General features: G+C 71.2%; 9 protein-coding genes. All 9 read right to left on the reverse strand.

The window, feature by feature from the left end:
• Nucleotides 1-93 precede the first annotated feature (93 nt).
• On the reverse strand, nt 94-909 hold the full coding sequence (locus ACG83_RS00605) for a sulfite exporter TauE/SafE family protein (RefSeq protein ID WP_054564212.1): 816 nt from the start codon (nt 907-909) through the stop codon (nt 94-96).
• A gap of 209 nt (nt 910-1118) precedes the next feature.
• Complete coding sequence (locus tag ACG83_RS00610; RefSeq protein ID WP_054564213.1) at nt 1119-1574, reverse strand: tellurite resistance TerB family protein; 456 nt, start codon at nt 1572-1574, stop codon at nt 1119-1121.
• A gap of 166 nt (nt 1575-1740) precedes the next feature.
• Nucleotides 1741-4299 carry a hypothetical protein gene (locus ACG83_RS00615; protein ID WP_304438418.1) on the reverse strand — a complete coding sequence of 853 codons (2559 nt, stop codon included), beginning with the start codon at nt 4297-4299 and terminating at the stop codon, nt 1741-1743.
• Nucleotides 4300-4410: 111 nt separating this feature from the next.
• Nucleotides 4411-5010 (reverse strand): adenylate kinase, encoded by a 600-nt coding sequence (locus tag ACG83_RS00620; RefSeq protein ID WP_054564214.1) that lies wholly within the window; start codon nt 5008-5010, stop codon nt 4411-4413.
• Between the two features lie 146 nt (nt 5011-5156).
• The gene (locus ACG83_RS00625) at nt 5157-6602 is read right to left on the reverse strand and encodes a glutamate synthase subunit beta (protein WP_054564215.1); all 1446 of its coding nucleotides are present in this window, start codon (nt 6600-6602) and stop codon (nt 5157-5159) included.
• A gap of 64 nt (nt 6603-6666) precedes the next feature.
• Complete coding sequence (gene gltB / locus ACG83_RS00630; protein ID WP_054564216.1) at nt 6667-11277, reverse strand: glutamate synthase large subunit; 4611 nt, start codon at nt 11275-11277, stop codon at nt 6667-6669.
• 430 nt (nt 11278-11707) lie between these two features.
• Nucleotides 11708-13015, reverse strand: coding sequence for a prolipoprotein diacylglyceryl transferase (lgt, locus tag ACG83_RS00635; protein ID WP_083472942.1), 1308 nt, complete (start codon nt 13013-13015; stop codon nt 11708-11710).
• Between the two features lie 211 nt (nt 13016-13226).
• Nucleotides 13227-14102 carry a tryptophan synthase subunit alpha gene (gene trpA / locus ACG83_RS00640; RefSeq protein ID WP_054564218.1) on the reverse strand — a complete coding sequence of 292 codons (876 nt, stop codon included), beginning with the start codon at nt 14100-14102 and terminating at the stop codon, nt 13227-13229.
• A 38-nt stretch (nt 14103-14140) separates the two neighbouring features.
• Entirely contained in the window at nt 14141-15502 is a 1362-nt protein-coding gene (trpB, locus tag ACG83_RS00645) for a tryptophan synthase subunit beta (protein ID WP_235497477.1), read from the reverse strand.
• Nucleotides 15503-15511: the final 9 nt, after the last annotated feature.

Genomic DNA, 15511 nt, shown 5'->3' on the forward strand with positions numbered 1-15511 from the left:
ACCAGCTGCGCGACGCCCTCATCAGCCGTCCCGAGACCAACATCAACAGCCTGGCAACCAGGGCCGGAGCAGGTCAGCGGAGGTAAGCGGAGGTCAGCGGACCAGAAGGACCACGGCCACGACCACACCCAGCACGACGACCGCGGTGCGCAGGACATTCGCGGGCAGAAGCCGGGCAACCCGCGCGCCGAGCACACCACCGCAGGCCGACGTCACCACCAGAATGCCCGCGAAGGCCCAGGAGACCTGCGCCGTCACCAGGAAGACCATGACACCGATCGAGTTGACGCCGAAGGAGAGCAGCGTCTTGAGCGCGTTCGTCCGCTGCAGCTCGTCGACGAGAAGAATGCCGAGCACACCCAGCAGCAGAACGCCGAGCCCGGCGCCGAAATACGAGCCGTACGCGCCGGCGACGAACACGCCGATACGCGTCGGCCAGGTGATGGCGCCCTCCGGCGGCCCGGGTTCCGTTCCGGGCTCCGTCCCGGACTGTGCGGCGGCCGCGGCGGCCACCGTGGCGGCCCGCCGCCGGGCGACCATGGCCGCGAGCCGGGACTGCACCGCGAGCAGCAGGCAGGCGGCGAGGACCAGGAACGGAACAGCCGACTTGAACCCGTCGGAGGGCGTCAGCAGGAGCACGATCGCGCCGATCAGACCACCGAGCATCGCGGGGGGCGCCAGCGCCTTGAGCCGACCGGTCTGGCCACGCAGCTCCCGCCGATACCCGAGCGCTCCGCCCGCATAGCCGGTGACGAGACCGACCGAAGAGGTGATGTTGGCGGTCAGGGCCGGCATCCCGGTCGCCAGCAGCGCGGGGAACGCGATCAGCGTGCCGCCGCCCGCGATGGCGTTGACCGCGCCCGCGAGCAGGCCGCCGCCCGCGACGAGAGCAGCGTCGGCTGGTCCCACAGGTCCTCCGTCCGGTCGTGACGAACCGCCGACAACTCGGTCACGACCGACGGCGACACGGCGCCCGTCGGGAGGCCGCGGGCCTCACCCTGTCCGGATGAATGCGGCCTTTCCAGGGATTGCGGCCCAGGTCACGGCACTTTCCGGGCCGATCGGCCCGGGCCGCGACGGAGCCAGCCGACCCACCGACGCTGAGTCAGAGGTCGCGGTCAGAGGTCGAACTCCTCGGGGTTGATCCCGACCGCGAAGCACGCCTCCCGGACGATCGCCTGCTCGGTCTTGTCGAAGTTGCCGTCGGCGCCGCCGATGACGATCCCGATCTGGATCACCGCGCGGGCCTCGGTCGGCTTCTTCTTGACCTTGCCGATCTCCTGCAGGATGGAGACCTTGCCGAAGTCGAAGTCCGCCTGCAGCTTGCCGAGGTAGTCGTTGAACCTGCGCTGCAGGTCGTCGGCCGGGAAGTTGGACAGCACGTCGTTGCTGACGATCAGTGAGGCGACCCGCTGGCGCTCCGCCGGGTCGATGCTGCCGTCCGCGGCGGCCACGAGAGCACACATCGCCATGCTCGCGTCACGGAACGCGCCGCTCTTGAGGTCGTTCTTCTTCGCGTTGAGCTGGCCCTGCATGGTCTGCGCGGACTGGCGTAGCTGGTTCCAGATCGGCACCTGTGCTCCTTTGCCGGTGGCGTTTCCGGTGTTCGAGGATCCTGGCGTTCTGGTGGTGGCAGGTCAGATCAGGCGGTCAGACCCGTCAGGACGGGCCAAGCCCTGCCTGACCTGGCCAGCCTCCCACGAGGAGAACGTGCGACTGCCGGGCAACGCTCCTCGCTTGTCAGGATGCGCCGTTGAGCCGGTCGACGGCCAGCTGGGCATCACCGATATTGACGAAGTCCACCGCGACGAAGGTCGGGCGCCGCCCCTGTTCGGACTCACAGCTGTGCGCACGGTCGAGAATCCGGTCGGCATTGTTGGCGACCAGAGCCGCCTGCCGGCTCGGCGCCGCGTCGGTCACCCAGTTGTTGAGCAGGAGCAGCTCCGACCCGGCCTCGCCGCGATTGCGCGCACAGCCGACAAGTTTGTCCGCCGAGTCGACGGAGAAGGGTGTGTCCGATGCATAGCGGTAGAAACTTCGGAGAAATGTTCCGGGCAGGTCCTGGCTCTCGGTGAAGACGGCCAGCCGCCGGCCGCTGTCGACCATCTCACGCAGCGTGGGCCATGAGCCGTCGTCGGCGGGCGGGGTGACCACGAGCCGGGAAAGCCCCGCCTGCGCGACCGCGCCGGCGATCTCGGAGGCCGGCACGCCGTCCTGGATGATGAAGGTGACGACCTCGCTCGGGTTGCGGGCCATCCAGTCCCCCACCTTGCCGAGCTCCTCGACCAGGTCAAGCGCACCGAGCTGGCACATGTCGTGGCACAGCCACAGCCCCGGCCGGGCCGACCTGGCGTTGCGGGTCAACGGCTCGATGGCCGCCCGGGTCGTCGGCGGGAGCGTCGCGAGCACGGCGTCGACCTGCTCGGGCGTGGTCCAGTGGTGCACGTCGAGCAGCAGCGCGCGAACGCCGAGGTCGAGCTGGTGCACCAGCGACGGATCCTGCGTCGGGCCGAGAAAACGGTCCTCGCTGTTCGCCATCGCGTTGTGGGTCGCGAGGTAGGTGACCTCGTCGTAGCGCTTCGCGCAGAGCTGGGCCTGGCCGTTGCACAGTTCGCGCCCGGTGGCCGCGGCGCCCGGGAACGCGACCCAGGTCACCGCGATCATCACCGGAATGGTCACCACGAGGCCACCGGCGAGCCGGCGCCGCCGGCCGACCCGGCCCCACCGCCCGGACACCCGCCGGAACACGGCCGCGCCGACGACCACCATGCCCACGAGCAGCGTCCAGCCGACGATGCGCAGGTAGTCGGCCTCGATGTCACCGTAGGCATGCCGGGAGAAGTCCGCGAGGACGGCCCCGGCGCCCGGTGGCAGCGGCCCGCCGGGCTTGTCCAGCGCCAGCAGCGGGTTCGGCAGCAGGATCCGCATCGCGACCCCGAACAGGCCCGCGGCGGCACCCGCGGTGATCACGGCGGCCGCCAGCGCACGCACCCGGGACCGGCCCCGCCTGGCCGCCAGCCCGATGATCGCCACACCGATCAGGCCGACCAGGGCGAGCAGGGCCACGGTCAGGCCGTCCAGCGCCGCGGAGACGTCGTGCAGCCGGGAGACAGCGCTGATGGCCGGCTCGTCGCGCAGGTCGGAGAGTCGGACGCCCAGGTCGAGCACGGCACCGTCGGTGAGGTGCGACCGCATCTCACCGATCGCCTGCTCATCGCCCTGGAACAACAGCGGGCCGACCAGGGCCAGCGCGCCGGCGACGTCCCCGGAGCGCAGGTCCGCGCGCAGCGGGCCGGCCATCTCGTCGCGGTCGGCCGCCGGCAGCCGACCGAGCACCGCGTCGACGACGCGGTCGGTGTCCTGCGCGGACAGCTGCATGGTGGGCAGATCGGCCGGCGGGCGACCGGCCATGATCTCGTCGATTGCGGTCAGGATCGCGCGGGTGAAGTCCGTCACGGACTCGACCTGGTAGCTGCTCCCCGACCCGAGCTCCCCGGCGATGTAGCGGTTGGCCAGGCCGGAGATGTTGCCGAAGATCGGCGTCAGGTCGACCGTGAACGCGAGATCGTCATCCTTCGCGCTCAGGTAGCCCACGATGCGCCGGATCTGCTCGTCGGTCATCTCCTCGACCGTCGACGGCGGGAGCACCGTGCGCAGGTTCGCCGTGACCAGCGACGAGTCGATCGGCAGGCCGGAGAGCAGCGAGTCCACCGCCGGGTCGGGCAGGACCTCGGTGTAGATGCGGTCGTAGGCGTCGGCCTCGGTGAGCGACTGGGAGTAGAAGTCGGGGCTGAGCACCGTGGAACGCGCGGTGGTGAGCACGACGATGGGCACCCAGACCAGCGCCAGCAGCACGGCCAGGCCCGCCTGGGCCGCCCGCAGCCGCACACCGCTCCCACGGCCGGACGGCACCGGCCCGGCGGCCCGGCCGCCGCTGGCAACCCGGCCGGCTTTGGCGACCCGGCCGGCGCTGGCAGTTCGGCCGGCTCCGGCGCCTCGGCCACCCGCGGCGGGTGGTTCGCCGCCTGGGCCCGGCGGATCGCCGTCGGCGGCACGCGGCTCGGGGACCGCCGGCCTGGTGTCGCCGGACGAGCTCGTGGACGGGGCCGCGTTGGAGCCATCCCCCGAGTCGGACCCGTGCGCCGCCGTGGAACCGGGCGTCGGAGCGGGCCCGGAGGCCGTGGTGGACCCGGGCATGGTGGACCCGGGCGCGGTGGACCCGGGCGCGGTGGACCCGGGCGCGGTGGACCCGGGCGCGGTGGCCCGCCTGCCTATGCGCCCACGGAGCCCAGAAGCCATTCGGCCCATCTCCGACCTGTCACCACCCACCGTCATGGACGGCTTCCAACCTATCCCGGCCGGGCCGATCAGAGATCGGTTCCGCCGGCCGGGGAACACTCAGAGATCAGCTCAGGGCTGGCTCGCACGCAGCTGCGGGTGGAGGACGGCCGTCAGAGCCTCCTCGATCCGCGCCGCGACGTCGTCCGGCGTGCCGGAACCGTCGATGGTCCGCAGCAGGCCCTGCTCCCCGTAGTGGCTGCGCAGCGGTGCCGTCTCCGCGGTGAAGACCTCCATGCGGCGCCGCGCCGTCTCGGCGGTGTCGTCGACGCGGCCCTCGGACAGCGCACGCCGGCTGATCCGCGCCAGCACCTCGGCCTGGTCGACCTCGAGATCCATCACGACATCCAGCGGGCCGCAGGAGGCGTCCAGCATGCGGTCGAGGGCCTCGGCCTGTGGCAGCGTCCGGGGGAAGCCGTCGAGCAGGAAGCCGGCCCCGCAGTCGGCACCGGTGGTGAGACGGTCCGCGACGATGTCCAGCACGATCTCGTCGGGGACCAGCTCACCGGCACGGACGTAGCGCTCCGCCCGCCGGCCCAGGCTGGTGCCGGCGGAGATCTGCTGGTCGAAGAGCTGGCCCGTCGAGATCGCGGGAACGCCGTGACGCGCGCTGATACGTGCGGCCTGGGTTCCCTTGCCTGCACCGGGTGGACCGAGCAGCACGAGCCTCATGCCCTGCACGCTACAGGCAGTTGCGCCGTCGACAGCCGCACCAAAAGGACAAAAGGGCCCGGTCCGGACTCGATGGAAGGCAGCTCACCTCCCTCGGTCCGGGCCGTTCCTGACCAATCGTCAGGGTCGGCTGGTCGTAAAGGCCGTCAGGGCCGTCGGGTCGGCAGGATCGGAGCGGGCAGGTCCGTCGTGCCCATCAGATACCGGTCGACGGCCGCCGCGGCCGAGCGCCCCTCAGCGATCGCCCAGACGATCAGCGACTGACCGCGGCCCATGTCACCGGCCACGAACACACCGGGGACGGACGTCGACCAGCCCAGGTCGCGGGCGACGTTGCCACGGGGGTCGAGGTCGACCCCGAGCTGCTCCAGCAGGCCCGGGCGCTCGGGCCCGACGAAGCCCATGGCCAGCAGCACCAGGTCGCAGGGCAGCTCGGTGTCGGTCCCCTCGATCTTGCGGGGCCTGCCGTCGACCATCTCGACCTCGTGCATGAGCAGCGCCCGCACGTTGCCGTCGTCATCGCCGAGGAACCGCTCGGTGGACACGGCGAAGACCCGCTCGCCGCCCTCCTCGTGCGCGCTGGTGACCCGGTAGAGCAGCGGGAAGGTCGGCCACGGGTTCGCCGGGGCGCGCGACGCCGGCGGCCGGGGCATGATCTCCAGCTGGTGGACGGACACCGCGCCCTGGCGGTGCGAGGTGCCCAGGCAGTCGGCCCCGGTGTCACCACCGCCGATGATCACCACCCGCCTGCCCTCGGCGGAGATGGTCGTCCGATCCAGGTCACCGAGCTGGACCTTGTTCGCGGGCACCAGGAAGTCCATGGCCAGGTGGATGCCGTTGAGCTCCCGGCCCGGCACCGGCAGGTCACGGCCCACCGTCGACCCGCCGGCGAGGACGACCGCGTCGTAGGACGACCGCAGCTCGTCCGCGGTGAGGTCGACACCGACGTTGCAGGAGGTGATGAACGAGGTGCCCTCTGCCTCCATCTGCGCGAGACGGTTGTCGAGGACGCTCTTCTCCATCTTGAACTCGGGGATGCCGTAGCGGAGCAGGCCGCCCACGCGGTCCGCACGCTCGTAGACCACCACCTCGTGGCCGGCCCGGGTCAGCTGCTGGGCGGCGGCCAGCCCGGCCGGGCCCGAACCGACCACCGCGACCCGGCGCCCGGTCCGCACCGACGGCTGGACCGGGGTCACCACCCCGTCCGCGATGGCACGGTCGATGATGGTGACCTCGATCTGCTTGATCGTCACCGGATCGTCGCCGATGCCGAGCACGCAGGCCGCCTCGCACGGCGCCGGGCACAGCCGCCCGGTGAACTCCGGGAAGTTGTTGGTCGCGTGCAGCCGCTCGATCGCCTCGGTCCAGTCCCCGCGGCGGGCGAGGTCGTTCCACTCGGGAATGATGTTCCCCAGCGGGCAGCCGTTGTGGCAGAACGGGATGCCGCAGTCCATGCACCGGCCGGCCTGGTCGCGCAGCGCCGGCTCGGAGAACGGCTCGTACACCTCGCGCCAGTCGGTGAGACGCAGGTCCACCGGCCGACGTGAGGGCAGCTCCCGGCGGTGCTTGAGAAACCCGGTCGGGTCAGCCATGACACTCCTGTCGCGGTCTGGTTCTTCGTTGGATCAATGGGTCGGTACCCGCGTGGTGACCTGGTCAGACGCGGGACGACGCCATGATCTCCTCGTCGACGGGCAGGCCCTGCTCCTGCGCCCTGCGCATGGCAGCCAGGACTCGCTTGTAGTCGCGCGGCATGACCTTCACGAAGTGGTCCTGCTCGTCCGCCCAGCGGGAGATCAGCCGGGCTGCGACAGCGGAGCCCGTCTCCCGGTAGTGCTTCTCGATGTGCCCGCGCAGCGCGACCCGGTCATCGTCGTCGAGCGGGTCGACGTCCACCATCTCGGTGTTGATGCGCTGGAGCACCGGCTTGTGAAGATAGGCGACGCCACCGCTCATCCCGGCCGCGAAGTTGCGGCCGATCGAGCCCAGGACGACGACGACACCGCCGGTCATGTACTCGCAGCCGTGGTCTCCGACGCCCTCGACCACCGCGACGGCGCCCGAGTTACGCACGCAGAACCGCTCGCCGACGATGCCGCGGAAGTACGCCTCGCCCGCGGTGGCCCCGTAGAGCAGCACGTTGCCGGCGACGATGTTCTCCTCCGCCCGCAGCGGCGCCTCCTTCGGCGGGAAGACGATGAGCCGCCCGCCGGAGAGGCCCTTGCCGGCGTAGTCGTTGGCGTCCCCCTCCAGGGTGAGGGTCATCCCGCGGGGGACGAACGCGCCGAAGCTCTGCCCGGCGGAACCGGTGAACCGCAGCGAGATCGTGTCGTCGGGCAGCCCGGCCGCCCCGTACCTCTTCGTCACCTCGTAGCCGAGCATGGTGCCGACCGTCCGGTTGACGTTGCGGATCGGCATCTCCAGCCAGACCGGCCGGCCGTCCTCGATCGCGCCCTCGCAGAGCTGGATCAGCGAGTTGTCGAGCGCCTTGTCCAGGCCGTGGTCCTGGCTCGCGGTGCAGTGCAGCGAGCCACCGAACGGCCGCTCCGGCGTGTGCAGGAGCGGGGTGATGTCGAGCCCGGAGGCCTTCCAGTGGTCGATCGCCGCCCGGGCGTCGAGCAGGTCGACCCGGCCCACCGCCTCCGCGATGCTGCGCAGGCCCAGCGCGGCGAGGTGCTCGCGCACCTCCTCGGCGATGAAGGTGAAGAACGCCTCCACGAACTCGGGGCGGCCGGTGAACCGCTTGCGCAGCTCCGGGTTCTGCGTCGCCACGCCGACCGGGCAGGTGTCCAGGTGACAGACGCGCATCATCACGCAGCCCGCGACGACGAGCGGCGCGGTGGCGAAGCCGAACTCCTCGGCACCCAGCAGGGCACCGATGACCACGTCCCGGCCGGTCTTCATCTGGCCGTCGACCTGCACGACGATGCGGTCCCGCAGGCCGTTGAGCAGCAGGGTCTGCTGGGTCTCGGCGAGGCCGAGCTCCCACGGCGCGCCGGCGTGCTTGAGCGACGTCAGCGGCGACGCCCCGGTGCCGCCGTCATGGCCAGAGATCAGCACGACGTCGGCGTGCGCCTTGGAGACACCCGCGGCCACCGTCCCGACCCCGACCTCGGCGACGAGCTTGACGTGCACCCGCGCCTTGGGGTTGGAGTTCTTCAGGTCGTGGATGAGCTGGGCGAGGTCCTCGATCGAGTAGATGTCGTGGTGCGGGGGCGGCGAGATCAGGCCGACGCCCGGGGTCGAGTGCCGGGTCTTCGCGATCCACGGGTAGACCTTGTGCCCGGGCAGCTGGCCGCCCTCGCCCGGCTTCGCGCCCTGCGCCATCTTGATCTGGATGTCGTCGGCGTTCGCCAGGTACTCGCTGGTCACCCCGAACCGGCCGCTGGCCACCTGCTTCACGGCCGAACGGCGCAGGTCACCGTTGTCGTCCGGGGTGAAGCGGCGCGCGTCCTCGCCGCCCTCGCCGGTGTTCGACTTCCCGCCGAGGCGGTTCATCGCGATCGCGAGCGTCTCATGGGCCTCGGCGCTGATCGAGCCGTACGACATGGCGCCGGTCGCGAACCGCTTCACGATCTCGGAGGCCGGCTCGACCTGGTCGATCGGGATCGGGCCACGCCCGGTGTCACGCAGCGCGAACAGGCCGCGCAGCGTCGCGTTCTGCCGGGCCAGGTCGTCGACCTTCGCGGTGTACTCGCGGAACAGGTCGTACTGGCGGCTGCGGGTGGCGTGCTGGAGCAGGAAGACGGTCTCCGGGTTGAACAGGTGCAGCTCGCCCTCACGCCGCCACTGGTACTCGCCGCCGACCTCCAGGGTGCGGTGCGCGAGCTCGGAGGGGACCGTCGGGTACGCGCGCCGGTGCCGGGCCGCGACCTCCTCGGCGATGACGTCGATGCCGACGCCGTCGAGCCGGCTGGGCGTGCCGACGAAGTACTCGTCGACCAGCTCCTGCGACAGCCCGATCGCCTCGAAGACCTGGGCCCCGGTGTAGCTCGCCACCGTGGAGATGCCCATCTTGGACATCACCTTGAGCAGGCCCTTGCCGAGCGCCTTGATCATGTTCTTCTCGGCCTGCTCACGGTCGACGCCGGTGAGCTCGCCACTGGCGAGCAGGTCGTCGATCGACTCGAAGGCCAGGTACGGGTTGACCGCAGCCGCGCCGTAGCCGGTGAGCAGCGCGATGTGGTGGACCTCGCGGGCGTCACCGCATTCGACGATGAGGCCGACCTTCGTCCGGGTCTTCTCACGGATCAGGTGGTGGTGCACCGCCGCGGTCAGCAGCAGGGACGGGATCGGCGCCTTGTGCTCGTCGGAGTCGCGGTCGGAGAGGACCACAATGCGGGCACCGTCGGCGATGGCCTCGCTGACACCGGCACAGATCTCCGCGAGGCGCGCGGCCAGCGCGGCACCGCCACCCTGGACGTCGTACAGACCACGTACCGTCACCGACGCGAAGCCGGGCATGTCACCGTCGTCGTTGATGCCGATGATCCGCGCCAGCTGGGTGTTGCTGATCACCGGGAACGGCAGGTGCACCATCCGGGCCGACGCCGGAGTCGGGTCGAGCAGGTTGCCCTCCGGGCCGAGCGTGCGGGCGAGGCTGGTGACCAGCTCCTCCCGGATCGCGTCCAGCGGCGGGTTGGTGACCTGGGCGAACAGCTGGGTGAAGTAGTCGAACAGCAGCCGCGGCCGGGTGGAGAGCACGGCGACCGGGGTGTCGGTGCCCATCGACCCGATCGGTTCGGCCCCCGAGCGCGCCATCGGGCCGACGATGATCCGCAGCTCCTCCTCGGTGTACCCGAAGACCTGCTGGCGGCGCAGGACGGACGAGTGCCCGTACAGGATGTGCTCCCGCTCGGGCAGATCGTCCAGGGAGATGACGCCGGCGTGCAGCCACTCCTCGTACGGCGCGGCGTTCGCCAGCGCCGACTTGACCTCGTCGTCGCTGACGATCCGGCCCTTCGCGGTGTCGACGAGGAACATCCGCCCAGGCTGCAGGCGGCCCTTGCGCACCACCTTGTGCGGCGGGATGTCCAGCACGCCGACCTCGGAGGCCATCACGACCAGGCCGTCGTCGGTCACCCAGTAGCGGGACGGGCGCAGGCCGTTGCGGTCCAGCACCGCGCCGATCATCGTGCCGTCGGTGAAGGCGATGGAGGCCGGGCCGTCCCAGGGCTCCATGAGCGCGGAGTGGAACTCGTAGAAGGCCCGGCGGGCCGGGTCCATCTCCTCGTGGTTCTCCCACGCCTCCGGGATCATCATGAGCACCGCGTGCGGCAGCGAACGCCCGCCCAGGTGCAGCAGCTCGAGCACCTCGTCGAAGCTGGCCGAGTCGCTGGCACCGTCCTCACAGATCGGGAACAGCCGCGCCAGGTCGCCGGGGATGAGGTTGCTGGCCAGCAGCGCCTCCCGCGCGCGCATCCAGTTACGGTTGCCGCGCACGGTGTTGATCTCGCCGTTGTGGGCGATCAGCCGGTACGGGTGTGCCAGCGGCCAGCTCGGGAAGGTGTTCGTCGAGAACCGGCTGTGGACCAGCGCGATGGCGCTGTCGAACCGCGGGTCGTCGAGGTCCGGGAAGTAGGCGGAGAGCTGATGCGTCGTCAGCATGCCCTTGTAGACGATGGTGCGGGCTGACAGCGACGGCATGTAGGCGCCGGTCTCGCGCCGGACCCGCTTGCGTACACAGTAGGCGCGGCGCTCGAGCTCCATCACGTCGAAACCGTCGTCGGACGCGGAGCCGGTCGCACCCGCCGCGCCGGCCGCCCCGGACCCGTCCAGAGCCTGCGCCGGATCAGCCGCGGCGGCCCCGGTCGGCTCGCCGGGCAGCGCGAGGAAGATCTGCCGCATCCACGGCTCGACCTCACGCGCCGCGGTACCGACGAGGTGGCCGACCGTCGGGACCTCCCGCCAGCCGAGGATCCGCAGGCCCTCCTGGCGCACGATCCGGCTGATCGCCCGGACGGCGTCGTCGCGCTCGCCGGCGATCTGGGAAAGGAAGATCGTGCCGACGGCGTACCGGCCCGGCGCCGGCAGCGGGAACTGCACGACGTCACGGAAGAAGCCGTCCGGCACCTGAACCAGGATGCCCGCACCGTCGCCGGTGTCGGGGTCGCTGCCGGACGCACCGCGATGATCAAGATTGCGCAGGACTGTCAGCCCCTGATCGACCAGCTCGTGGCTACGCCGGCCATGCACATCGACAACGAAGCCGACGCCACAGGCATCGTGTTCGAACGAGGGGTCATAGAGACCTTGCGCAGTCGACATCCGGAGGTGTCCCGTCCATCTTCAGGGGCCGATGGGAGCGGACGACGTTGTCCGGAGGGTGGCGCGGCGAATGACGGGCTGCTCATCAGCTCCGCGCCTCTACCGAGTGTGCCATGCGCAAGCCGCATCCGCCGTGGTCGCTCATGTCCGTCAGATCACAGCGAGATGACGCCAGATTTCACAGGTGATCAAAGAACTTCCGGTAAGGGGCCACCAAAAGCGGACAAGTGACAGGGAGGCAACATTCCCGTCACAGGGCGCACCGCCAGGCAGCCAGCCGCCGCGAACCGGACGAGCAGGGTGAGGATCTCCTGCCTATAAGCAGTGTACGGATCCAGTTTGTCGTGGATCCGCCCACCCTCCGTGCGATCTCCGGTATTCCGCCCCGTCACGGCAAGCCACCCTGTTCGTCGAGGGCGGCCTGCCTCGGTCAGTCCCGGCTGGCCGAGCCCGCACCCGCAGTCCCGGCAGGACCGGCGGTGCCAGAACCCGGGACGGCGGAACCGGCGGCGACATCCGGACCGCTGGGCGCGTTCCCAGCCGTCGCATCCGCGCCGACGCCGGCACCGGCACCGGCAGTCGGCACCGCGACCGCGGCGGCCGAGCCGCCCGGAGCCGGGACGGCTACGGCCGGCTCGGTCGCCCGGTCACCGGGATGGTCCGCGCTGACCGTGGCAGCGCCCTTGCCGGCGTCGATGCCCGGCCCACCGGGCGCGGTCGCCTCCGTCGCGCCGGCCGCGGCCGCCCTGCCCTCGGGGCCCGCCTTGCCAGTCGCGCCAGTATCGCCGGCCCCGGTCCCCTTGCCAGCCGGGTCCGTCCTGCCTGGCGTCTCCGCCTTGCCGGCCGAGTCGGTCCCGCCCTCCACGCCGGCCTCGCTGTCCGCGCCCGCACCGGCCTCGGCGTCCGGGGTGTCCCCGACGCCGGGCGCCGGGGGCCAGCCGACGTTGGCGTCGATCGGGCGCCGAACGAGCGCCAGCGCCAACACCGCGAGCAGGAAGACCACGATCGAGACCCAGATGTTGATCCGGAAGCCGAGGACCTTCTCCGCGGTGTCGATCCGCAGCGCCTCGATCCACAGTCTCCCGATCGTGTAAAGCGCCACGTAGAGGAAGAACAACCGCCCGCGGCCAAGCCGTTTACGCCTGTCGACGAGCAGCAGGACCCCCGCGACGACCAGGTTCCACAGCGACTCGTAAAGGAAGGTCGGGTGGTAGGTCGAGACTCCCGGGATCATCTGGTGCGCCGGATCGATCCGGACCGCCCAGGGCAGATCCGTCGCGCGGCCGTACAGCTCCTGGTTGAACCAGTTCCCCCACCGCCCGATCGCCTGCGCGAGAGCCAGGCCGGGCGCGAGCGCGTCCGCGAACAGGCCGAACGACACGTCCATCCGTCGGCAGGCGATCCAGGCGCCGAGCGCCCCACCGGCGACCGCGCCCCAGATCGCCAGGCCACCGTTCCAGACCTCGAAGACCGCGACCAGGTCGCCGTCCTTGCCGAAGTAGGCCTCGGGGCTGCTGACCACGTGGTAGATCCGCGCGCCGACGATGCCGAACGGGACCGCCCAGTACGCGACCTCGCTGGCGACCACGGGATCCACGCCGCGTGCCCGCAACCGCCGAGCGGTCACGACAACAGCGACGATGATCCCGATGACGATCATCAGAGCGTAGGCGCGCAGGGGGACGGGCCCCAGATGCACGACTCCTCGGGATGGACTGGGTATAGCAGCGAGCACCACGGGGGTCAGGCTATCGCCCCGGACGTCCGATGCTGCGAGGCCAGTCCCACGAGCAACGCAGCCGCAATCGGGAATGCGCCGGGCACACTTCCCTCAACCCACGAGACCACAGGGGATATACCTGGCGCAATCAGACAGACCGGGCCCGGGTGGACCACAGAACAGCAACGGAACGCCCACGGAGCGACCGCGGGATGTTCACGGGAACAGGTCAGACAGAGGCCGAGCGCACACCCGCGGCAAGCTCGGCCGCCAGACTGGTGACCGCGGCGAGACCGGGGTCACCGCCCTGACCGGCCCCGGTGTCGGTCGCGGTGTCGGTGTCGAGCGCACGGACGAGGGCCGAACCGACGATGACCCCGTCCGCGAAGCTCGCGACCTCCGAGGCCTGGGCCCCGTTGCTGACTCCCAGCCCGACGGCGACCGGCAGGCCGGTCACCTCACGCACCCGGGCGACAAGATCACCGGCCTTGGCCCCGACCTCGGCGCGTGCCCCGGTGACACCCATTGTCGACGCCGCGTAGACAAAGCCACGGCTGTGCCCGGTGACCAGGCGCAGCCGCTCGGGCGTGGAGCTCGGCGCGACCAGGAAGACCGGGTCCAGGCCATGGGCGGCACAGGCCGCGAGCCAGCGGTCGGCCTCCTCGGGCGGCAGGTCGGGAGTGATCGCTCCCGCCCCGCCGGCCGCGGCCAGGTCGGCCGCGAACGCCTCCAGGCCGTATCGCTCCACCGGATTCCAGTAGGTCATCACCAGTGTCGGCGCTCCGGTCTCGGCGACCGCCTCGACCGTGCGCAGCACATCCCGCGTCGTGACTCCGCCGCGCAGGGCGGCATCGGCGGCGTCCTGGATGACCGGCCCGTCCATGGTCGGGTCGGAGTAGGGCAGACCGACCTCGACGACGTCCACCCCGGCCGCAACCATGGCCCGCATCGCGGCGATCCCGCGTTCCACTGTCGGGAAGCCCGCGGGAAGGTAGCCGACGAGGACGGCACGCCCCTCGTCGCGGGCCCGGGCGAAGGCCCGGTCCAGCGGGCTGAACCGCTCCGCCTCGCCCGACTGGACCTGCGCTGACGCGCTCTGTGCCAACTGACTCCGCACCGTGGATCCGTTCCTCGTCGTCGTGATCAGGCGGATGGAGAGGTGCCCGCGGCGTCGCCTGCGCCCGGGGACTCGGCGCCCTCGTCCAACAGGTTGAACCAGCGGGCAGCCGTGTCGACGTCCTTGTCGCCGCGACCGGAGCAGTTGACCAGCACGACGGCCTCGGGGCCGAGCTCACGGGCGACCTCGAAGGCGCCGGCGAAGGCGTGCGCGCTCTCGATGGCCACGAGGATGCCCTCCGTGCGGGCCACCAGCCCCAGCGCGTCCATCGCCGCGGTGTCGTCGACCACCCGGTACGTGGCGCGCCCGGTCTCGTGCAGCAACGCGTGCTCGGGGCCGATGCCCGGGTAGTCGAGCCCGGCGGAGATCGAGTGGGAGACCTGGGTCTGCCCGTCCTCGTCCTGCAGCAGGAAGGTCCGCATGCCGTGCAGGACACCGGGTGCCCCGCCGGCGATGGCGGCCGCGTGGCGCCCGGTGGCGACCCCGTCACCACCGGCCTCGCAACCGATCAGCGCGACCTCTGTGTCCGGGATGAAACGGTGGAAGATGCCCATCGCGTTCGACCCGCCGCCGACACAGGCGACCACCGCGTCCGGCAGGCGGCCGAGCAGGTCGAGGGTCTGCTGACGCGCCTCCACCCCGATGATGCGCTGGAAGTCACGCACCATCATCGGGAACGGATGAGGCCCCATCACCGACCCGATGCAGTAGTGCGTCGAGTCGACCGTGGCCACCCAGTCACGCATGGCCTCGTTGATGGCGTCCTTCAGGGTGCGGCTGCCGGACGCGACCGCGACGACCTCCGCGCCGAGCAGGCGCATCCGCGCCACGTTGAGAGCCTGCCGGCGGGTGTCCTCCTCGCCCATGTAGACGACGCACTCCAGGCCCAGCAGGGCGCAGGCGGTCGCGGTCGCCACACCGTGCTGACCGGCGCCCGTCTCGGCGATCACCCGCGTCTTGCCCATCCGGCGGGTGAGCAGGCACTGCCCCAGCACATTGTTGACCTTGTGCGAGCCGGTGTGGGCGAGATCCTCCCGCTTGAGCAGGATGCGCGCGCCACCGATCTTCTCGGTCAGCCGATCCGCGGCGGTCAGCGGCGTCGGGCGGCCGGCATAGGTCGACAGCAGCCGGTCGAGCTCACCGGTGAAGGCCGGGTCGACCCGGGCGGCCTCGTAGGCGGCCGAAAGCTCGTCGAGCGCGGCGAACAGCGCCTCGGGCACGAAACGCCCACCGAAACGCCCGTAGTGACCTGACACGTCCGGAACCGACTGCCAGCTCCGGGCCGCTTCGACGGACGACCATTGATCGGCCGCACCGACCGCGCCCGGGCGGGTCGGGTCAGTCGCGTCGGAGGAGCCGGCAAGCGTTCCAGCGGATCGAGCAGTCACGGCCCTGAC

The organism is Frankia sp. R43 (assembly GCF_001306465.1).
Taxonomy (GTDB): domain Bacteria; phylum Actinomycetota; class Actinomycetes; order Frankiales; family Frankiaceae; genus Parafrankia; species Parafrankia irregularis.

What these genes read in the sequence shown, in the direction of transcription:
- gltB (WP_054564216.1), bottom strand. Translation starts at nt 11,277, where the DNA reads ATGTCGACTGCGCAAGGTCTCTATGACCCCTCGTTCGAACACGATGCC.
- ACG83_RS00625 (WP_054564215.1), bottom strand. Translation starts at nt 6,602, where the DNA reads ATGGCTGACCCGACCGGGTTTCTCAAGCACCGCCGGGAGCTGCCCTCA.
- ACG83_RS00615 (WP_304438418.1), bottom strand. Translation starts at nt 4,299, where the DNA reads ATGGCTTCTGGGCTCCGTGGGCGCATAGGCAGGCGGGCCACCGCGCCC.
- ACG83_RS00620 (WP_054564214.1), bottom strand. Translation starts at nt 5,010, where the DNA reads ATGAGGCTCGTGCTGCTCGGTCCACCCGGTGCAGGCAAGGGAACCCAG.